The organism is Flavitalea flava (genome assembly GCF_054461575.1).
The window spans coordinates 281,925-302,268 of sequence record NZ_JBTLQH010000003.1 but is presented as its reverse complement, the minus strand read 5'-3'; the positions used below and the strand labels follow the sequence as shown (position 1 = coordinate 302,268).

Below are 20,344 nucleotides of genomic sequence, written 5' to 3'. Positions count from 1 at the left end.
CAAAATTAACCATTGGGCGGTTCTTCGGAGCTGCCCTTTTTATTTTTAAACCCCGACTTTAGTCGGACAATAGTGATTAATAATCAATAAATAATAAATATTAAATTGTATAACGGGAAATGGGATAGCGGGAAATGGAATACCGAAATAGGGAATAAGATTACGGGAAAAGGATTTCGCGAAACAGGGTATCGTGGAATAGGATATCAGTGAATATAGTATAAGTAAATATTGTCATGGACGATTCCTATCTTCAGGCCCCGATAGACTAATGACCGGAAGGACTTTGACCAGGGCATGCAGGCAAACGACTATAAAATAATATTTAAAAAATTTACCAAGGCTGTCCTATTGATGTACTGCCTGCAGTTTCTATCCTATCCGTCTCTATCTTTTCAATCTCCGTCCGACAAAAATCAATCTCCGTCCGATAGCCAACTTCCACCCTCCTATCCTTCTCCGCCAGACCGGATGTTCTCTATCCCCGAAGAAATGGCTGAAGGGTTAAAAAAAATCCGGTTAAAAGATGACCTGTCCGGATGGATATATAGTCAGATCCAATGGGTGGCCAAAGCGCCTTCTTCAAGGGCCGGCCTCCTAAAAATGGCCCAAACGGAGGCTTGGCGAAATCCACGGACCGATGAAGAGCGACAGGCCTGGCTGGACCTGCTGATCAATGAAGGCTATGCACTGCTGCTCGGCGGCGATATCGTTCATTCCACCGATGCGTATACGGCAGCTTTTCAATGGGCCAAACAATACCGGGAAATGGTCGATGAATCACAGGTATTAGAAAATATCTTAAAGCCCCTGGGAAATAATTATACCCGCCTGGGAGACTATGAACAAGCCCTCTTCATTCATCGCAAGGCGCTGTCCATTGCGGCAGCGCTTGGAGATAAGACTGCACTTGCTGGTACATATAGTAACCTGGCCAATACGACCAGCAATATGGGCCTCCCGGGACAATCACTGGACTATTGCCGGCAAGGATTGGCTGTGGCCGGCACTCATTCGGCTTTTCGCGGCCTCCTCCTGTCCGAGCAGGCCGATGCCTGCCGGCAATTACAACGAACCGCGGAAGCCCGGAAAAGTATCCTGGCAAGCCTGTCGGAGCTCGAACGGGCAAGGGCCATGGACGGATTGGATAAGAAGGTAACGGCTGAGTCCGGATATTGGTTAATGACCGCTTACCAGCAGGCAGGAGACATTTTTTTACAGCAGCCCACGGTCGCCCTGGAATTTTATAAAAAAGCCCTGCTTCTGCAGAATACCTTATTAAAGCAGCAAGGGGTCATCCGCAGGCGGCAACAGGCTAAACTCTGCCAACGACTAGGAGATTTGTATTTTCATATGGGACAAATCCCCCTGGCGTCTGGTTGGCTGAACAAATGCCTGTCGGTATTGATCCCGGGAAAACATTTCGACTCCATCCGGGAACCGGATCTATACGCAGAAAATACCCTGGTCGATCTCTTGTTCACCCGCGCCTCCCTTTGTCAGCAGGAAGACAGCGTCGACAAGGCATTGATCCTTTATAAATGGTGCTTTTCCACCGAAAAAAAATTGCGTAACGAACTGATCACGGGATCCTCCAAAGAAAAGTCCGTATCGGATAGCCGTATGCGGTACGAGGCAGCTATCGGCGCCGCCTGGAATGCCTGGGAAGGAACAAGGTCCGATAAGTACCGGCAGGTCATGCTGGAGTTCATGGAGAGCAGCAAATCCCGGTTATTGCTGGAAGACATACGGCAACAGCAATATCAAACCGCCATTGACCCTTCGGATACGCTCACGGGCAGGATAAAGCTGTTGGAAAGGGCCCTGATCTATTATCAAAAGGAAGCCTTACAAGCTGGAAGCGGAGATAGTACTAAGGCACTACGGTCGATCCAGGAAAAGCAGGTAGCCTGGGATCTGGCAGCCTTACAGAAAAAGGCCAGGGCTATTGGCGCTGTGCCGGAAAGGGGCCAAGGCAAGGTACCCGGTTCGTTAGGCCCTTCGGGGACGGAGGATCTGGATCTTTCCGTTACCTCATCGATCCTTACGAAAAAACAAATTATCCGGTCTTTTTTTGCCGGTTCAACGGCTTTGTATGTCGTTGAATTATGGCAGGGAGGCATCCGGTTCGCGGAGAGATTGGTTTTGCCCCGACTGTGGCAGGATAGCATCCGGAATTTTATGCATACCTATTTTGAAGAAGGCCCTAATAGTATGATCAATCAGCCCCGTGCTTATTATACGCAAGCCTATAGGATCTACCGGCAATTTTTCGGCGGACATCCTTTCTCACCGGAAAATGAATATATTCTTATTCCCGATGGCACGTTAAGCCAACTGCCGGTAGAGGCGCTGGTGACGGAGCCGGTCTATCAACTCTCCCCTGAAAAATGGCCGTTTGTTATCAAACAGACTCAGATCTCCTATGCCTGGTCATTACGGACCTTACAGGAACAAATCCAAAACCCAGGAAATAAGAATGGCTTTGCAGGTTTTTTTATTTCCGGTAACACCCGGCACCTCCCGCTCCTTCAGGCCATTGCCAGGGAACGGGAAAGTGTCGCACGCTCAATGGGTAAGGGAAATTGGTTCACCGATGAGCAGGCCACCACAGACGCTTTCAGAACGGCTTTGCGTGAATCCGCTATAGTTCATATCAGTTCTCATGCTTTTTCCCGAAAGGATACCCTGGACCTACCCCATATTGAGCTCTATAATGAGCCCTATTATGTATTCGAATCGAAGGGTATGGAACACCATCCTTCCCTGATCGTACTGAGCGCCTGCCGAACCGGCGACGGACGGTTAGTGACCGGGGAGGGCGCACAAAGCCTGGCCCGTGCCTTCACCGCCAGCGGGGCCGGTGCCGTGATTGCAGGTTCCTGGAATCTTCATGATGAAGCAGCGGCAAGACTTATGGGGGAGTTTTATAAATCCCTGGTATCTACGCAATATGCCGCAGGTGCCCTACGGGATGCCAAACTCAACTGGCTGAACGACCCTCAGATCCCTTATCTGCATAAATTACCCTATTACTGGGCAGCCTTACATTACCAGGGAAACCCGGAACCGCTCGGGGGCAACTTTCGCAGTGAAGATGGAGGTGGGAAAGGCATACTCCGTATACCTTTCTTGTGGTGGAAAATAACCATACTACTTTTTGTCATCGTAACTCCTCTTTACCTGTTGACACGAAGTTACCTATTGAAACAAAGTTACCAGTTGAAACGAAGTTACCTGTTGAAACGAAAGAATCGAAATTAATACGCTCTTCGTACCTAATACTCCCTTTGTACAAGAAAGGCGGCCAACTGACGAAGCGGTTCTTTTCGTTTGTTCAGGACCGCTATGTCTTCCAGGTGCTGAAAGGCCTTTTGCATATATTTTTCTTTTAATTCCCGCGCCCATGCATCCACTCCGCAGGCTTTGAAGATCTCCAGCATCCCGGCGATCTTCGTCGATGCCTCTGCACTCCGGAGCTCCAGGATCTGTCTATGTTGTGCTTCGGAAGCGACTTCCAGTGTCTTGATCAACAGAAAGGTTTTTTTGCCGGCTACGATATCCCCTCCTACCTGTTTGCCAAATTTGGTTGGATCCCCATAAGCATCCAGGTAATCGTCCTGGATTTGAAAGGCCAGCCCCAGGTTCTTGCCGAAAGCATAAAGGTGTTCCTGGTTCCCCAAACCGGCTCCTCCCAATATGGCGCCGATCTGCAGACTTGCTGCCAATAAAACGGAAGTTTTTAGTTCGATCATGTGCAGATATTCCGTTAGACCGACCTGGTCCCGGCTCTCAAAATCCATATCGATCTGTTGCCCTTCACAGACTTCTTTTCCGGTACGGTTAAAGAGCTGGAGAATATCCCGGATATGAATGGTCTGTGCCTTGCCGATATAGTCATAGGCCGTTACCAGCATCACATCCCCCACCAGTAAAGCGGTGGATCCGCCAAATTTTTCATGAACGGTTTGCATGCCCCGCCGAAGCGGTGCCTTGTCCATGATATCATCGTGAACAAGGGTAAAATTATGGAAGAGTTCAATGGCAGTGGCTAATTCCCAGGAATCCGGCCCTATCTCGCCGAATAACTCACTGCCCATTAAACACAATACCGGTCTTATTCGTTTGCCTCCAATACCCAGGAAATAACCAGCCGGTTCATACAGACTTGTTGGATGACCCGGGAAATGGGTTATATTAAACCTGGTCGCAAATAATGCGGATAATTCTTCAAAACTGTGCATAAAATCTGTCTCTTCTATTTTTTCTTTTTGGCGTTTTTTTTGTCTTTCCTTTCTTTTTTACCCTTTTCCTCTATCTTATTATTCTGGTCCTTACCGCGTTTTTCCTCTTTGCCACTTTTCACGTCTTTCCTGCTTTTCTCCTCTTTAATTCTTTTTTCGTCTTTACCACTTTTCACCGCTTTATCAATTTTGTCTCCGGCAGGCTTTTCATTATTGCTTTTTCCCTTGTTACCGATTTCCTGTTTTTTGTTTTTGTCTTCTTTCCTGCCTTTGTCTTCTTTTCCGCTCTTTTCTTCTTTTCTGGCTTTGTCTTCTATTTTGCCTTTATCTGCGTTCTTACCTTTTTCTTCCTTTCTGCCCTTGTCTGCTTCCTTTCCTTTTTCCTCTTTTTTACCTTTGTCTTCTTTTTGCCTTTTTTCTTCTTTTCTGGCTTTCTCTTCTTTACTGGCTTTTTCTTCTTTACGGCTTTTCTCTTCTTTACGATGCTTATCTTCCCTTCTCCCCTTTTCTTCCATGTTGTTTTTTTCTTTATGATTACTCTTGTCTTCCGTTACAGGCATCCGGTGATCTTTTTTTGCCAGCTGGTGAACTTTTTCTGCCCGCTGGTTACCGTCATTACCTTCATCAATACCTTCAACACCAGGTGACTGTTTATCTGCCTTGGGAGCCGGCTGACTTTCCGGCTTTCGGGCTTCGGTAATTACCCACTCATAGTCCAATTGACGTTTGGCCAGGTTGGCGGCAACTATCTTAATGGTTACTTTATCGCCCATCCGGAACTGACGGCCGCTTCGTCTTCCCACCAGACTGTAATCGGATTCGATATGCTGGAAATCGTCGTATTCCAGCAAACTGTTGATACTAACCAATCCTTCGCATTTGTAAAGCACTGTTTCGACCCAAAAACCAAAGGAGGCTACCCCGCTTATTACGCCCTCGAACTCCTCGCCCAGGAAGTCCTGCATATATTCTACCTGTTTGTATTTGTTGGCAGCACGTTCACTGTCCATGGCAGCACGCTCCCGCTCACTGGAATGACGGCATTTCGCTTCCAGTTTCTTATCGATCTCAATTTTTTGCTCCAGACATTCCTGCAGTATCCTGTGCACCAATACATCCGGGTATCTGCGAATGGGGGAAGTAAAATGACAATAATATTCGAATCCCAGGCCGTAATGACCAATATTATCTGTAGTATAGATCGCCTTGGCCATCGTACGGATTCCTAATTGCTCCAGAACGTGCTGTTCGGGCCTTCCCTTGACATCGAGCAACATCTGGTTAAAGGAGACAGCAATAGACTGCGGAGTCTGGGTATCGAATTTATGCCCGTACTTTTTGGCAAATTCAATGAAAGGCAACAACTTTTCCTTATCCGGAACATCATGCACCCGGTAAGGGAAAGGAATAGGATTTTTATCCAGTTTGATCTTGCCTACATCCTCGGCTACTGTCCGGTTGGCCAGCAGCATAAATTCTTCTACCAACTGATGGGCTTCCTTGCTTTCCTTGACCGTGATCCCGATCGGCTTTCCTTTTTCGTCCAGTTTGAAACGCACCTCGGTGGAAGAAAAATTGATAGCGCCCTTTTTGAACCGTTGTTTTCGCAACCGCTGTGCGATATCATTGAGGATCTCTATTTCCGGCTGGTGTAATCCTTCCTTTTTTTCTATGATCTCCTGAACTTCTTCGTAGGAGAACCGGTGATCCGAATGAATGACCGTTTTGCCGATCCAATGTTCCTTTACCTCTCCTTTTGGCGTCATCTCGAAGATGGTGGAGAAGGTTAGTTTGTCTTCGTGTGGCCGAAGGGAACAAAGTTCATTCGAGATCCTTTCGGGCAGCATAGGATTGACACGATCCGGAAGATATACGGAGGTTGCCCGGGAATAGGCCTCCTGATCCAGGGCCGTTTCAGGTTCCACGTAGTGACTTACATCCGCAATATGCACGCCGATCTCCAGGTTCCCGTTCTTCAGGGTTCTTATGGATATAGCATCATCGAAATCCTTGGCATCCACCGGGTCAATGGTGAAGGTGAGGAGCTGCCGTACGTCTTTTCGTATTTTAATTTCCGATTCGCCGATCAGGTCGGGCAATCTTTCCGATTCCTCCAGCACGCCTTCCGGGAAAAACAGCGGAAAACCATTTTCCAGTAGAATTTCCTTCATGGCACGATCATTCTCATCGGCCTGATCCATAACCTGGATGACCTCCCCCTGAGGTTTTTTGTTTTTTTCCCATTGAACGATCCGGACAATGACCCTATCGTTGTTAATGGCTCCTTTGAGCCGGGATAAAGGGATATAGATGTCCGGGATCGGTTTGTCCGTCTCTGCAATAAAAAAGGCAAAGTTCTGGCTCAGTTCCACCCGCCCGAGGAATTCCATTTGTTTTCTGGTCACTACCTCCACGACCTCACCTTGCTGACGGCCGCTTTTGCCGGAATTATTCAGTACCCGAACCTTTACGGTATCGCCATGCAGGGCAGTATTAAAATCTGAAGGCCGGATCAGGATGTCCTGTTCCCGGTTCTCTACGATGACAAAACCCATACCCGAACGGGTAACATCGAGTCTTCCCTGATATAAATTTGGTGATTGCGGGCCTGAATTTTTGTGTTTGTTCTTTTTGTGTTTACGCACGCTCATATTCTTCTTTTTTTCTGTGTTTGAGATGTCTGTCTCAATGATAAGTGTTTGTTTGTTTAACCGACAGGCCCGGATGACCGGACCGGCGGCTTGAATTGTGTAATGAATGTACCGATTAAATCATTAAACCGGGGTTGTTCATCGAATAAAAACCGGGGCTCGATAGGAAGTACATAGACAGGCCAGTCTTCGAGCTCCTGTCTGAATTTGATCAGACGGACGGCATCCTTTTCAGTAGTCAGGATGATTTTTTTGCCGGCTGTGATACCGTTAAACCGGCGGATGATGTTCTTCAGATCATCTATCGAAAATATATGATGATCGTTGTAAGAGATCTCATAATAGGTCCTCGATTTTTCGTCCAGCCATTCCTTTAACGGAGCAGGATTGGCAATTCCAGTAACCAACAACACCTCTACCTGATCGTCGATTTCCATAGTATCGGCCATGTCCCGGGTGATATGGTAAGGAGTCCCGTAATGGATCGCCGTAAAAAAAACCTCCTGATTTGGCAGCGGATCAATCTCGATGATTATTTCCCGTCCTTCTTCCAGGCTAAGGTTTTCTTTTGATTTGGTTACAATAATGATATCGGCCCGTTTGTAACTTCCCGGCGCATCCCGCAGGTCTCCGCTGGGGAGCCACCAGTCCCGCGTGAACAGGTTCGAATAATCCGTTAACAGGATATTCAGACCTGCCCTTACTGAACGGTGCTGAAACGCATCGTCCAGGATGATGGCTTGCGTGCCGGGCCTGTCATGCAATAATTGCGGAATGGCCTCGATCCGTTCCTCCCCGACCGCCACCGCCACTTCGGGGAATTTACTGTGAAACTGCATGGGCTCATCTCCGATATCCAGGGCCGTGGTTTGGGGGCTGGCCAGCGCATAGCCACTGGTTTTTCTTTTGTATCCCCTGCTCAATATGGCTATTTCAAACCGGTCTTTCAGCATCCGGATCAATAATTCCACCATCGGGGATTTACCGGTTCCTCCTACCGCCAGATTGCCAACACAAATGATGGGGAGGTTAAAATCCGTGGAAGAGAAAATATTTTTGTCGAAGCACCAATTTCGTATTCGGATAACCAGGGCATAGAGGAGGGACAAAGGAAATAAAAGGATGCGTATAGGTCTTAACAAGGGAATATTAAAATTCATAATGTACAATCGGATATTCGACTCGGGTCCGTGTCATGAAGATACGTCAAATTCAGTGAACTAACCATTGACCGCCCTGATTGCCTCCAACGCGGCCGCTCTTATCCTTATTGCCTGCTCCAGCACAAATTCCTTTCCGGGATCCTTCCGGTATGGCAGTGAAGCGATAGCCGGAATACCACTCCAATTCACGATCTCTTCCTCGTAAGACGGGTACTGATCGTCATTGAAGATCCATCCGGCAACCCGCAGACCATGCATCTTACATACCGAGGCGGTCAATAGGGAATGATTGATACTACCCAAATAGTTACGGCTTACCAGGATTACCGTGGCATCCAGTTCCTTAATCAGGTCCAGTACGAATTCCCGGTCATTTAAAGGGACCATCAACCCTCCTGCTCCTTCTATGATAAGGAATTCTTCCGGTCCTGCCCCGTGGTGAGGAATGGCCGGCTGACCGGGCATTACCTCCGGAAGATGATAGTGGGCGGTATACAGTTTACGATATTGCCAGGATATTTCATCCAGACGGATATCCACTCCTTCCTCGCGGGCAGCCTTATGCGGAGAAGCAGCCAGGGACAGTTTGTAGACCTCGGGGTAAATCCTGCTTGCCGGATTAGTGATGGTCCCCTTTATCCACTCACTATCGGTGCCTTGTCCGTAACCTGCCTGCACAGGTTTCCAGTAGCCTGCCTGTAATGCTTCCGTCAGAACGGCTGCTACGACGGTCTTTCCGATATCGGTACCTATTCCTGTTATAAAAATGGGTTGCATATTATTTATTCACAAAGATCGAGAATTGGGTTGTCCCATAGTTGCGCATAGTTACAAACAAAGGGTATCCGTCGTAATGATTGCGGGGGGTATGTTCCAGGACAAACCAGCCATTCGCCTTTAACAATTGCCTGCTGACGATCTGTTTGGGGAGGTCATCGATCGTTTCAAGCGCATAAGGGGGTCCGGCAAATATAAAATCGAATTGTTCTGTGCATTGGGCAATAAACCGGAATACGTCCATCCGGATCGTTTTATAGTTCTCCAGGCCCAATTCTTTGGCGCTTTTTTGGATGAAGGCAAACATGGCCGGATCTTTTTCCACCACGGTAAGGTCTTTTACTCCCCTGGATGCCAGTTCGTAGCTGATACTGCCCGTTCCTCCGAAAAGATCAAGCGTCCTTAACTGAACCAGTTCCAGATTATTCTCCAGGATATTAAAAAGCCCCTCTTTCGCCATATCGGTTGTAGGGCGGGTATAGGGCATCTTTGCCGGTGGCGACAATCTCCTGCCTCCCAGTTCTCCTCCGATTATGCGCATACGGCCATTTTCAATATAGATGAGAAATAATGCAGGGGCAGTTCTTTTAATTCATCGGTAACCTTGATGCTCTCATCGATCTCCTCATAAGTTATCTGCAGAAAGTATTTATAGAGTTCCGTACTCAGGGCTGATTGTCTGTCGATCAGCCCTCCTACCTGCAATTTTACCTTTTCCTGGCTAAGGCCGAGCAAATGACAGCAGTTCAGCAGGTGATAGGCGACATCTTTGGCATCCTGATAATGAAAGGTCTGCATCAGGTGAACCTTTCCCTCCCGGATAACCAGCACGACCATTTTGTCCGTATAAAAGATCACTTTCAGACAATCCACCTCTTCGGTAGCATCGAACATTTTATAGCTTTTCAGGAGCAAACTATAATAATGCCAGTATTTCCCGGCCGTGAACTGTTGTTGCAGCAATTGATGTACATCCGGTGAAATCCGGTATACATTAAACAACTCCCACCAGGGGATCTTTTCGGTAAGGATCAGTCCCTTGTTCAGGTTGCCATGAACAATATCTATGATTTCCTTATTCGTGTCCGTGCTGAAAAGCGCTTCGGGAACCAGGCTGCTTTCCGGGAAATTGTAGATGAGCAGCGTTTCTTTTACGGGACGTTTCAGGAGCGCATCCCCATCCATGATCTCCTGCAGGGCCTCGGTCAGCGGCCGGTCTTTTCCATGGTCAAGCTGGAAATATTTTACCGCTATCGGGCTCATATTCCGCTGATTTAGCAGTACATAAGTAAATGAACTGGGACTGACCTCCACCAGCAGACGGGATTGCAAAAGGTCCGAATCCGATATTTCCGATACTTCGATTTGGAAAGCAGGTTTTAACATAATAGGCAATTGTGCATAGAAGCCACAGCGTCAAAAATAGGATAAAAGTCTGAAAACAGAGAACCTGAAAGGGTCCGCTCCGGTAATTGTACTATCCCGCTCTTTTTAAATGTTGTATCTTGCACTCTTTTTCGAAATGGAAAAGACGGTAACAGGCAAGAATTATAAAGTGGAAATCACCAACCGGGCTATCCTCCGGATGGCGCTGCCTATCAGCCTGGCAATTCTGGTCCCCCAGATCAATTTTATTACGAACAATATTTTTTTAGGGCATCTGGATGAAAACGCCGAGGCCTTGTCAACCGCAGGAATTACCGGCGTGTATTACCTGCTGTTCGCCGTCGTCGGCCAGGGTATGAACAACGGGCTTCAGGCCCTGATCGCCCGAAGGGCTGGTGAAGGCAGGATTGGGGCGATCGGAACCTTATTTTCACAAGGGATACTTATTTCGCTGGGATTTGCCTTAACCGGTATCCTGCTGACCTATTTTGTTGCGCCATCCATCCTTGCCCTTTCCCTCAAATCGGAACCACTCCGGCAGCAGGCAATGTCCTTTTTACGAATCCGTATCTGGGGACTCCCCTTCCTCTATATCTATCAGATGCGTAATGCCCTGCTGGTAGGTACTAATCAGAGTAAATTCCTGGTTTATGGCACCCTGGCCGAGACGCTGGTCAATATCACCCTGGATTACGGGCTCATTTTTGGGCATCTTGGCCTTCCGGCGCTGGGTTTCAATGGTGCGGCCTATGCCTCCATCGTGGCAGAGGCTGCCGGCATGTTCGTAGTTTTTGGGGTGATCTATGTTAAAGGCGTCAGTAAAGAATTGGCGCTTACCCGAAAATGGAAGTTCGATCGCTCCGTCAGCCGGCTGATACTCGTTCAATCTTCCCCGCTGATCTTTCAATATACCATGAGTATTGTGGCCTGGATGTTCTTTTATATCCTGGTGGAACATCATGGGAGACAGGCCCTGGCCATCAGCAATACCATGCGAAATATATTCGGCCTTTTCGGGGTGTTCACCTGGGCTTTTGCCTCTACCACCAATGCCATGGTCAGTAATGTTATCGGCCAGGGAAAAAAAGAAAGGGTGCTCGAACTGATAAACAAGATCATGAAATTGAACGTTAGCATGGCTGTGATCATTGCCCTCGTTTTAAACCTATTCCCAAGGGTTTTTTTGTCGGTTTACGGGCAGGATGACTCATTTACCGAAGCTGCCATTCCGGTCCTCAGGGTGATCTCTACCGCCCTGGTCATGATGGCTTTTGCCACTACCTGGCTAAACGCCGTAACAGGCACCGGCAATACAAAAATCAATTTGCTGATCGAACTGATCACGCTCGTTTTTTATTGTCTGTATGTATATTTTGTTCTGGAGCGTTGGCAGTTATCTATTCTTTACGGATGGATGTCTGAATGGCTGTACTGGACCCTCCTGTTTACGATGTCCTTCTTTTATATTAAGAGCGGAAAATGGAAAGGGAAGATGATTTAGAATTTCTTATTCAGGGTGATCCCGGCCTTCCCCTGGAAATTACCAATGGGGGCCTGCAATTTATAAATCGAAAGCGTGGCCTCGCTAATAAAAGGATATTGTTCTTTTATCCGCAGAATGATCTCATCAGCGATCTTCTCCAGTAAAGGCGAAGGCTGATGCATCCGTTGTTTGATGATCCCGAAAAGGTTAACGTAATTCACGATGGTCTCCAGGCTTTCAAAACTCCGTTTCTGCTCATCATACGCAACATCCAGATGGACCTCGAACGTATTGCCCGTCGCCAGCTCTTCCTTGAAAACGCCGTGATTTCCCGAGAAGATCAGATTATGTAACCGAACTGTGATCATAAGCGATTGGAAATGTTTGAAAGGTTATGCCAGGCCTTTGGCGGAAAGATATCTTTCTGCATCCAGGGCGGCCATACAACCGCTACCGGCGGCCGTTACTGCTTGCCGGTAGATCTTATCCTGAACATCACCGGCGGCAAAGACGCCTTCTATATTTGTCCTGGAAGTGCCCGGTACGGTTTGGATATATCCGGCTTCATCCATATGGAGGTAATCCTTGAATATGGCTGAATTAGGTTCATGACCGATAGCCACGAAAAAACCACTGACCGGGACCACATGTTTGTCCCCGGATTTATTATTATGGATCCGCAGGCCGTCTACCCTGCTTTCTCCAAGTATTTCATCGGCCTCGCTGTTCCAGTAAATTTTGATATTAGGCGTTTGCTGAACTCTTTCCTGCATGACCATGGATGCCCTCATTTTATCCCGGCGAACCAGCATATGGACATTGGAGGCCAGTTTGGACAAATAAAGCGCTTCTTCGGCAGCGGTATCACCGGCACCTATGATAGCCACTTCCTTACCCCGGAAGAAAAATCCATCACAGACGGCACAGGCGCTTACCCCGTAACCGTTCAGGCGTTGTTCGCTTTCCAGGCCCAGCCATTTGGCAGAGGCGCCGGTGGAAATGATCACCGAATCGGCTTCGATCAATTTTTCCTCATCTATCCATACTTTCAGGGGATGGACCGAAAAATCCACCTTGGTCGCCAGCCCATATCTTATGTCAGCCCCCATCCGGGTAGCCTGTTTTTCAAAATGTACCATCATTTCCGGGCCTTGCACTCCATCCGGATATCCGGGATAGTTCTCTACCTCGGTGGTGATCGTCAACTGTCCTCCGGGCTGGATGCCCTGGTAAAGAACCGGTTTCATATTGGCGCGTGCCGCATAGATAGCTGCCGTGTATCCTGCCGGACCCGAACCTATTATCAAGCAATGTACTTTTTCGCTAACTGTCTGCGTCATACTATAAAAAATTTAAAGAGATCAAAAGTAATCCTAATTGAGCAAACCAAATGTCGTTTGGATGACCGATTTTAAAGGGGATAAAATGGTTTTTCCAAAAGGGGCTTACAAAGGGGCTCCGCCCCTTTGGCGCAACGCATATGATTTTTTTGGGTGGGCCCGGGGCGACATATTTTAACGGGGAAGCTCCGGGCCCAACCAAAAAAAATCCCGATAGGTTATATCGGGATCTATTGCTAGAAATAAATAGTTAAATCATAGATATACTGACCGGGAAATTATCCCAGGTAAGCTTTTAATGCATTGCTGTAACGAGCCTTTTGTAAACGTTTGATCGCCCTTTCCTTGATCTGGCGGATACGTTCTTTAGTCAGGTCGTATTTCTGGCCGATCTGCTCAATGGTTACCCCATTTTCGCCATCCAACCCAAAATAAGCATTCACAATCTCCGCTTCGCGGGGACTAAGTGATTTCAAAACCCGGCGGATTTCCGCGCGGAGAGAATCTTTCATTACATCGTCATCGGTCTCACTTCCACCTTCCAGCAAATCTCCCATAGCCACATCTTCCGCCTCGTGAACCGGGGCATCCAATGAACTGTGACGGGTGTTACTCTGGAAAATGTTATTGATCTCGGTCTCACTCATTTCCAGCAATTCTGCTAATTCTTCCGTACTTGGCTCTCTCTCATGTTCCTGTTCGAAAGCCATGTAGGCCTTATTAGCCTTGTTATAGGTGCCAATTTTGTTTTGAGGCAGGCGGACTAGTCTGCCCTGCTCTGCCAACGCTTGTAAAATGGACTGGCGAATCCACCATACGGCGTATGAAATAAACTTAAACCCTTTGGTTTCATCAAAGCGTTGTGCCGCTTTAATTAAGCCGAGGTTACCCTCGTTAATCAAATCACTCAGTGATAACCCCTGGTGCTGATACTGTTTTGCTACAGAAACCACAAAACGTAAATTGGCCTGAACCAATTTATCCAATGCTTTCTGGTCGCCCATCTTAATGCGCTGAGCCAGAACAGTCTCCTCTTCAGGAGTGATCATCGGAATCTTGGAGATTTCCTGCAAATACTTCTCAACCGCCTGAGAATCACGGTTCGTAATCTGTGTAGCAATTTTGAGTTGCCTCATATCAAAAAATAATAAAAAGGTGACAAAATAATTGTCGGGTACTTAATCAATAAACATAAACTAGGCAGAGAGTGTTCACGGAAAGTTGAAAAAAAGATGTTATAAATGCATATCCAATGTCAATTTGTCCAGAACCGTCTGCAAAAGTAGCGATGGAAGTTGGAAATTCATAGCCTTGTGGATTAAAAATGAATAAAAATAACCTGATTTTAGGATTTTCTCCTGAAAACGGGGCTGGACAGGCTGTGAAAGGTTATTTGCTATCCCCTCCAGTTATTAATTCCAGGGGATCTGGTTGTTTTTGTACCTGGGTTTTGGTTTTCTTTAACATTTAAAGGGGCAGATGGTTCAAAAAGAAAGAAGAAAATAAAAATGGATAGAAGATCAACGGCAAAGATCAGCTGGAAATCCGTTTGACATCCGCAGGAAAAATCAGCCGGAAAGTTGGAAAAGGAATATGGAGAAGAAAAAGCAATCAGGGGAAGGAAAAAAATTCACTCCCCCGACAAAAAATTCAATAAAATATTTTGTAACTAAAAAAATAGTTATACTTTTACCCTATAACTATATATTTAGTTATACCTTCTGCTAAAGATCACTGTTAATAATGAATTATGATAAAATCACTCACTAAGGCTGAAGAACAGGTTATGCTGGTTTTGTGGGAATTGGAGAACGGGTTTTTAAAAGATATTATCGACCGTACGCCGGAACCCAAGCCCCATTCCAATACCATCGCTACCATTTTAAAGATCCTGGTTGAAAAAGGATATGTCGAATATGAGGTACAGGGCCGAAATAATTTTTACAGGCCCAGCATTGGTAAATCGGAATACGGGAATAAAAGCATCAATCAATTGCTCAAAGGGTATTTTGAGGGTTCCCCGGCCAAGCTGGTCTCCCAGTTCGTGAGCGATAACAAACTTAGTTTGCAGGAACTGGAGGAGTTATTAATTCAGATTAAATCATCCAAAAATCAAGAGCCATGAATGTATTTGCCACAATTACAGGGATGACCGTCCTTTCCATTGCCGGAAAACTGATCCTGGCCAGCGGTCTTCTTTTTGGTTATTATTGGTTTTTCCTGCGGAACAGGCTTTTCCACCGGTATAACCGGGTTTTCCTGCTGCTTACTGCGGTAGTAACTATCGTAATTCCTTTTATTTCCATTGATCTTTTTATTCAACCACGGACCACCACAGAAGTTACCCTGGCAAAAACCCTACGTGTGATCTCATTAAGCGGATGGGGAGAAGCAGATCATAATGGTCAGATTACCCAGGAAAAAACGCCCTGGCTGACTCTTTCCACGGGAACCGTTTTCGGCTATATAACCGGGGTGGTAGTTTGCCTCTTCACTTTTTTTCAATCGCTGATCTATATATCCCGCATACGCAGAAAATACCCATATACCTTGATCGACAAAATACGTTTTTACGACACGACCGAACCGGGTACTCCCTTTTCCTTTTTCAAACTTATTTTCTGGAACCGCTCGATCCCTTTCGACACCCCTCAGGGACAACAAATCTTTCGTCATGAATTATATCATGCAGAGCAGCGTCATAGTTCGGATATACTTTTTATGGAGTTCCTCTGCTGCATCTTTTGGTTTAACCCGTTCTTTCATCTTCTTAAGAAAGAACTGAAAGTCGTCCATGAATTCCTCGCTGACGAATATGCAATCTCCTATAACAACCGGCTGGACTATGCAGAACTATTGGTCATACATGCCATCCGCCAAAAAAATACCGGAATGTCCCATCCTTTTTCCCAACATGAGGTAAAAAGGCGGATCAGGATGCTCACGCTCCCCAATCCTTTTCGCAAGGCCGGAGGCTATTTCAGCCGGATAATGGTTTTGCCTCTGCTGCTAATACTTTTTAGCGCCTTTGCCGTTAAATGGACCCATCCTGTAGCCAGCGGCGGCGGGCCTGCACTCTCACGCAGTGAACAGCCAGTTACGGTTGTCATCGATGCAGGTCACGGCGGAATCGATCCCGGCGCACAGGCAGGCGGGGGAGTTGTCGAAAAAAATATTGTACTGGCGCTGGCTCAAAAAATATACGAGCTGGGTTCAGCATACAATATTCAGGTGATCCTGACCCGTGACCGGGACGAATTGCCGGGTAAAGCAACAAGTATCGAAGAGGGGCTCAATAAAAGAGTGGAAATAGCCCTTGAAAAAAAAGCCGACCTGTTTATCTCCATACATTCGAATTGGGGCGATGGACCTGTTAATCCTGGGGGATTTGAAGCTTATATTTCAAAAAGAAGAACAGATAAGCAGGGAGAAATCCTGGCTGCCGCCCTATTGTACCAACTCAGTTCGATCTATACGCCCGCCACCGTGATCAGACAACGGGACGTAGGAATCAGGGTATTGGACAAAGCCCCCTGCCCGGCCGTATTGCTGGAATGCGCGAATATGAGCCTTCCGGATGACCTGAAATTTATAACCAATAAGGATAACCAGGAAAGGGTAGCCCGGAAAATATTGGAAGGAATCGTGCAATACGAGAAAAACAAAATGTAGGGGGCCATTCATTTTTAACATCTGCCTTTAATCATAACCTTTTTTGATGAAAGTATTTTTCGTCCTGGGGCTTTTCATGCCTGTCCTGCATAGTATTGTTCGTGCTCAATTACCCTCCCCCAGACAGGACAGCACCGCAAAACCAAAAGATACCAGGGATTCGGCGAATAGGAGTTCAGTTCCTGCTAAAGATTCCACCCGATTTTCCCGGGAAAAGGCGGAAGTATTAAACCAGGTGATCATCACCGCCCGAAAACCGTTAGTCGAAAGACTGGCCGACCGGACCATCATCCATGTCGACGCCCTCCTCTCGAATACCGGATCCAATGCATTGGAAGTACTGGGCAATTCACCGGGTTTGCAGGTGGACGAAGATGGCCTGATCAGTCTCAAAGGAAAAGCCGGCGTGCTGGTACTGCTGGATGGAAAACCTATCGGGCTTTCCGGAGCCGGTCTGGCGGGCTATCTCAAATCTCTTCCGGCAGGAGTACTGGACAGGATCGAAATCATGCCGAACCCACCGGCCAGGTATCAGGCGGAAGGCAGCGGAGGGATCATTAATATCAAAACCAAAAAAAACAAAAGAAGTGGGTTCTACGGAAGCCTCACTGCCAACCTTGGAACAGGGGTGTACGGTAGTTCCAATAATAACCTCCTTTTCCATTACAAAAATGGTAGGCTGAATCTTTTTGGAAGTTTCAGTCTTGCCGTAGGAAACAATTATTTTATCTCCGATCGTCTCCGATTGTATTCCAAAGATGATGGAGCTGCGCAGGGATCCCTGGTGCAGCATTATTATGAATCCAGCAACCGGGTAAGTCCCGGCTTCAGACTGGGATTGGGTTATTCGCTTTTTAAAAAAGACCATCTGGAAATTGAGTGGAGCGGTTCGGCCGCCCCCTATTCTGAAAAAGGAGAATACCATTCCGCTTTTCTGAATGCCGGAGCGCAAACGGATTCGACCATGATAGTGAAAAGTCGTTTATCGAATAATTATAAAATGGGTAATCTGGACATCCTTTACCGTCATTCCTTTGATTCCGCAGACCGGGAACTTACTGCCGGTGTCGAATATTACACGAGCCCGGTTAAACAAAACCAGCTCCTGACCACTTCGTTGTACAATCCCGATCAAACAGTAAAGAGCAACTATGATCTGCTGCCCAATCAGCCCTTTACCGACGAAACCCTTACGGCAAAAACAGATTTTACCACAAAACTGGGCGCGCTGAAACTGGAGACAGGATATCGTTCGATCTTTGGAAAAGCGGAGAACGAGTCCTCCTACTCCACCCGCCTGAACGAAAACACACCTATCGATTCTGCCTGGTCAAACCGGTTCCGGTACACCGAAACGATCCATGCCTTTTATGCCTCGCTGAGCAAAGAATGGACGGCCTTTTCTATTCAGGCCGGATTACGAATGGAAAACACCCTGTCCAGGGGGCAGGTTTTCGCGCCGGATACCTCTTTTTCCAGAAAATATACAAACCTCTTTCCTACGCTCTATTTTTCCTTTCATACGGACAGTCTTTTAACGCATCAGTTCTTTCTTTCTGCCGGGAGACGGATCAACCGCCCCGATCATGGATCGCTGAATCCATCGCGGTTTTTCTTTGACCAATCGAACTTTTCTTCCGGAAACCCGCTTTTGCAGCCCGAGTTCTCCTACACCTCCGAATTATCGTATGTATTCCGGCAGAACTTCACAACCTCTTTTCAATATAGTGACACCCGGGACCTGATCATGCAGACGTTCCGGCAAGAGAATGACTATTTTGTAGCCATGCCCAGGAATATCGGAAGAGTTGTTTCTCTGGAAATGGATGCCGGTGTTTCGGTTCCCCTTGAAACCTGGTGGACGGCTATCGTTTATTCAGAATTCGCCTACAACCTGTTCAGCCAGAAAAAGGGTAACATAATGGACAGGAATACTTCTTCCGGAATTAACGTTAACCCCGATGGAAAGTATTGGCGGATCACCGTTAATAATCAACTGCGGTTCGGTCATGGATGGAGCGGCGAACTAAGCGGTTTCTACAAAACCAAAATGATGCAGGTACAAAGTATCCTTCAACCCCTTTGGTATATGAATACTTCGGTTCAAAAAAAGATAGTAAAAGATAAATGCGTGATTTCGCTGGGCCTGCGGGACCTTTTCCACACCAGGGTTTTCAGGAAAGAATTAAATAAGCTGGATCACCAGGACTATTTTTATACCAATTCCCAGGATTCGCGGGTGCTGTCTTTATCGGTCTCCTTTCCTTTTGGAAATACGGGAAAAAATAAGGGCGATGCCAAAACCAGCAACCCGAAAAGTGAGATTAACCGGTTAAAGAATATCCGTTAGAGAATTGTCTTAATAAACGATCGTTTCATCGCCAACCTTCAGGATCAGTTCTTTTTTATCGGAAGCTTCTACACGGCCAACGATTTTGGCTTCAATACCAAACTGCTCCCCTAAGGTCAGGATCGCTGCTGCGGAGGAAACATCCGTAAAGACTTCCAGCCGGTGCCCCATATTAAAGACCTGGTACATTTCCCGGTTGTCGGAACCCGAAGCTTCCTGGATCAGCTTAAATATAAGCGGTGGTTCGAATAGGTTGTCCTTTATTACCCGGAAATCCCCGGGCAGGTATTTCATGCACTTGGTCTGTCCGCCGCCGCTGCAATGGATAAGCCCATGGATCTGGTCAAAATGTCTTTCCAGCATCAGCTTTAACAGGGGCGCGTAGGTCCGGGTAGGACTGAGCAGCAATTGACCGATATTCAATAAAGGGGGAAAGGCAGTTCCCTTTTGATTGTCGTCGGCCGCAAGACCGCTTGTTTTACTATCAGCTACTTCCACAGGATCAGTCATACGGTGTGGTCCAATATAAACTACTTTATCCTCCAGAGAGGTATCATATGACTCATGAAAACGAGCGCCGTAGGTTTTGTGCAAAACATCATGACGGGCGCTGGTCAGCCCGTTGCTCCCGATTCCACTGTTGTAGGTCGTTTCATAGGTGGACTGGCCCGAGCTGGAGAAACCGATAATTACATCACCAGCCTGGATCTTATCGTTGGTGATCAGTTTGTTTTTCGGCCATCGGGCGGTCATCGTCCCGTTGACGGCTATGGTCCTGACGACATCCCCCACATCGGCTGTTTCACCGCCTAAATAATGAATGTTGACCCCAAAACTTTTTAATTCATCAAAAAATTCCTGGGAGCCATTGATAATAGTCTCCAGGACTTCACCGGGAACGTTCTTTTTATTTCGGTCGATAGTGGATGAAAATAACAGATTGTCATAGATGCCCACGCATAAAAGATCGTCCAGATTCATAGCAATCGCATCCTGGGCAATTCCTTTCCAAACAGAAATATCTCCGGTTTCCTTCCAGTATAAATAAGCCAGGATACTTTTGGTCCCGGCCCCATCGGCGTGCATGAGGTTGACCCAATCGGACTGGCCACTCAGGTAATCGGGATATATCTTACAAAAAGCGTTGGGAAAAAGCCCTTTATCCAGTTTTTCCGTAGCCTTATGTACTTCTTCTTTCTGAGCTGAGACTCCGCGTTGTGCGTACAATGACATAATGATTGCCAATTTAAGGGAGCAAAGGTAACAGAATACGGGCAA

General features: G+C 46.9%; 15 protein-coding genes. 5 read left to right on the top strand and 10 right to left on the bottom strand.

The features are described 5' to 3' along the window. Positions 1 to 354 precede the first annotated feature (354 nt). The gene (locus tag ACX0G9_RS05820; protein ID WP_459063922.1) at positions 355 to 3,264 is read left to right on the top strand and encodes a CHAT domain-containing protein; all 2,910 of its coding nucleotides are present in this window, start codon (positions 355 to 357) and stop codon (positions 3,262 to 3,264) included. A gap of 14 nt (positions 3,265 to 3,278) precedes the next feature. Here ACX0G9_RS05820 and ACX0G9_RS05815 read toward each other — a convergent pair whose 3' ends face one another. The 6 genes from ACX0G9_RS05815 to ACX0G9_RS05790 are packed head-to-tail and all read right to left on the bottom strand — an operon-like array spanning position 3,279 to position 10,221. Next, positions 3,279 to 4,244, bottom strand: coding sequence for a polyprenyl synthetase family protein (locus ACX0G9_RS05815; RefSeq protein ID WP_459063921.1), 966 nt, complete (start codon positions 4,242 to 4,244; stop codon positions 3,279 to 3,281). Between the two features lie 14 nt (positions 4,245 to 4,258). Beyond that, a complete protein-coding gene (gene rnr / locus ACX0G9_RS05810) occupies positions 4,259 to 6,895 on the bottom strand; it encodes a ribonuclease R (RefSeq protein ID WP_459063920.1) in 2,637 nt (878 codons plus the stop codon). A gap of 56 nt (positions 6,896 to 6,951) precedes the next feature. After that, on the bottom strand, positions 6,952 to 8,055 hold the full coding sequence (lpxK, locus tag ACX0G9_RS05805) for a tetraacyldisaccharide 4'-kinase (protein WP_459063919.1): 1,104 nt from the start codon (positions 8,053 to 8,055) through the stop codon (positions 6,952 to 6,954). A 60-nt stretch (positions 8,056 to 8,115) separates the two neighbouring features. Beyond that, positions 8,116 to 8,835, bottom strand: coding sequence for an ATP-dependent dethiobiotin synthetase BioD (bioD, locus tag ACX0G9_RS05800; RefSeq protein ID WP_459063918.1), 720 nt, complete (start codon positions 8,833 to 8,835; stop codon positions 8,116 to 8,118). Position 8,836: 1 nt separating this feature from the next. Beyond that, a complete protein-coding gene (locus ACX0G9_RS05795) occupies positions 8,837 to 9,376 on the bottom strand; it encodes an RsmD family RNA methyltransferase (protein ID WP_459063917.1) in 540 nt (179 codons plus the stop codon). Next, positions 9,367 to 10,221 carry a DUF3822 family protein gene (locus ACX0G9_RS05790; RefSeq protein ID WP_459063916.1) on the bottom strand — a complete coding sequence of 285 codons (855 nt, stop codon included), beginning with the start codon at positions 10,219 to 10,221 and terminating at the stop codon, positions 9,367 to 9,369. Before ACX0G9_RS05790 ends, ACX0G9_RS05795 begins: the two co-directional genes overlap by 10 nt. Positions 10,222 to 10,357: 136 nt before the next feature. On the opposite strand from ACX0G9_RS05790, the gene ACX0G9_RS05785 reads away from it, so the two are divergent. Then, on the top strand, positions 10,358 to 11,722 hold the full coding sequence (locus ACX0G9_RS05785) for an MATE family efflux transporter (protein WP_459063915.1): 1,365 nt from the start codon (positions 10,358 to 10,360) through the stop codon (positions 11,720 to 11,722). Here ACX0G9_RS05785 and ACX0G9_RS05780 read toward each other — a convergent pair. The 3 genes from ACX0G9_RS05780 to ACX0G9_RS05770 all read right to left on the bottom strand — a co-directional run bounded on the left by ACX0G9_RS05780 (position 11,719) and on the right by ACX0G9_RS05770 (position 14,180). Continuing rightward, positions 11,719 to 12,072 (bottom strand): dihydroneopterin aldolase, encoded by a 354-nt coding sequence (locus tag ACX0G9_RS05780; RefSeq protein ID WP_459063914.1) that lies wholly within the window; start codon positions 12,070 to 12,072, stop codon positions 11,719 to 11,721. The genes ACX0G9_RS05785 and ACX0G9_RS05780 overlap by 4 nt on opposite strands. Before the next feature lie 24 nt (positions 12,073 to 12,096). Next, the gene (trxB, locus tag ACX0G9_RS05775) at positions 12,097 to 13,044 is read right to left on the bottom strand and encodes a thioredoxin-disulfide reductase (RefSeq protein WP_459063913.1); all 948 of its coding nucleotides are present in this window, start codon (positions 13,042 to 13,044) and stop codon (positions 12,097 to 12,099) included. Positions 13,045 to 13,322: 278 nt separating this feature from the next. Then, positions 13,323 to 14,180 (bottom strand): sigma-70 family RNA polymerase sigma factor, encoded by an 858-nt coding sequence (locus ACX0G9_RS05770; RefSeq protein ID WP_459063912.1) that lies wholly within the window; start codon positions 14,178 to 14,180, stop codon positions 13,323 to 13,325. Positions 14,181 to 14,794: 614 nt separating this feature from the next. On the opposite strand from ACX0G9_RS05770, the gene ACX0G9_RS05765 reads away from it, so the two are divergent. From ACX0G9_RS05765 to ACX0G9_RS05755, 3 genes are read left to right on the top strand one after another with little or no spacing between them, the layout of a single operon-like run. Next, positions 14,795 to 15,169, top strand: a complete 375-nt coding sequence (locus tag ACX0G9_RS05765) for a BlaI/MecI/CopY family transcriptional regulator (protein WP_459063911.1) — start codon at positions 14,795 to 14,797, stop codon at positions 15,167 to 15,169. Further along, positions 15,166 to 16,716, top strand: a complete 1,551-nt coding sequence (locus ACX0G9_RS05760; protein ID WP_459063910.1) for an N-acetylmuramoyl-L-alanine amidase — start codon at positions 15,166 to 15,168, stop codon at positions 16,714 to 16,716. Before ACX0G9_RS05765 ends, ACX0G9_RS05760 begins: the two co-directional genes overlap by 4 nt. A gap of 46 nt (positions 16,717 to 16,762) precedes the next feature. Continuing rightward, entirely contained in the window at positions 16,763 to 19,066 is a 2,304-nt protein-coding gene (locus ACX0G9_RS05755) for an outer membrane beta-barrel protein (protein WP_459063909.1), read from the top strand. Between the two features lie 9 nt (positions 19,067 to 19,075). On the opposite strand, the gene ACX0G9_RS05750 is transcribed toward ACX0G9_RS05755, so the two are convergent. Next, on the bottom strand, positions 19,076 to 20,299 hold the full coding sequence (locus tag ACX0G9_RS05750) for an AIR synthase related protein (protein ID WP_459063908.1): 1,224 nt from the start codon (positions 20,297 to 20,299) through the stop codon (positions 19,076 to 19,078). Positions 20,300 to 20,344: the final 45 nt, after the last annotated feature.

Bases quoted from the DNA above. Each gene is read 5' to 3' on its own strand.
- ACX0G9_RS05795 (WP_459063917.1), bottom strand. From the start codon at position 9,376: ATGCGCATAATCGGAGGAGAACTGGGAGGCAGGAGATTGTCGCCACCG.
- ACX0G9_RS05755 (WP_459063909.1), top strand. From the start codon at position 16,763: ATGAAAGTATTTTTCGTCCTGGGGCTTTTCATGCCTGTCCTGCATAGT.
- rnr (WP_459063920.1), bottom strand. From the start codon at position 6,895: ATGAGCGTGCGTAAACACAAAAAGAACAAACACAAAAATTCAGGCCCG.
- ACX0G9_RS05750 (WP_459063908.1), bottom strand. From the start codon at position 20,299: ATGTCATTGTACGCACAACGCGGAGTCTCAGCTCAGAAAGAAGAAGTA.
- ACX0G9_RS05770 (WP_459063912.1), bottom strand. From the start codon at position 14,180: ATGAGGCAACTCAAAATTGCTACACAGATTACGAACCGTGATTCTCAG.
- lpxK (WP_459063919.1), bottom strand. From the start codon at position 8,055: ATGAATTTTAATATTCCCTTGTTAAGACCTATACGCATCCTTTTATTT.
- ACX0G9_RS05780 (WP_459063914.1), bottom strand. From the start codon at position 12,072: ATGATCACAGTTCGGTTACATAATCTGATCTTCTCGGGAAATCACGGC.
- ACX0G9_RS05790 (WP_459063916.1), bottom strand. From the start codon at position 10,221: ATGTTAAAACCTGCTTTCCAAATCGAAGTATCGGAAATATCGGATTCG.
- bioD (WP_459063918.1), bottom strand. From the start codon at position 8,835: ATGCAACCCATTTTTATAACAGGAATAGGTACCGATATCGGAAAGACC.
- ACX0G9_RS05785 (WP_459063915.1), top strand. From the start codon at position 10,358: ATGGAAAAGACGGTAACAGGCAAGAATTATAAAGTGGAAATCACCAAC.
- ACX0G9_RS05760 (WP_459063910.1), top strand. From the start codon at position 15,166: ATGAATGTATTTGCCACAATTACAGGGATGACCGTCCTTTCCATTGCC.
- trxB (WP_459063913.1), bottom strand. From the start codon at position 13,044: ATGACGCAGACAGTTAGCGAAAAAGTACATTGCTTGATAATAGGTTCG.
- ACX0G9_RS05820 (WP_459063922.1), top strand. From the start codon at position 355: ATGTACTGCCTGCAGTTTCTATCCTATCCGTCTCTATCTTTTCAATCT.
- ACX0G9_RS05765 (WP_459063911.1), top strand. From the start codon at position 14,795: ATGATAAAATCACTCACTAAGGCTGAAGAACAGGTTATGCTGGTTTTG.
- ACX0G9_RS05815 (WP_459063921.1), bottom strand. From the start codon at position 4,244: ATGCACAGTTTTGAAGAATTATCCGCATTATTTGCGACCAGGTTTAAT.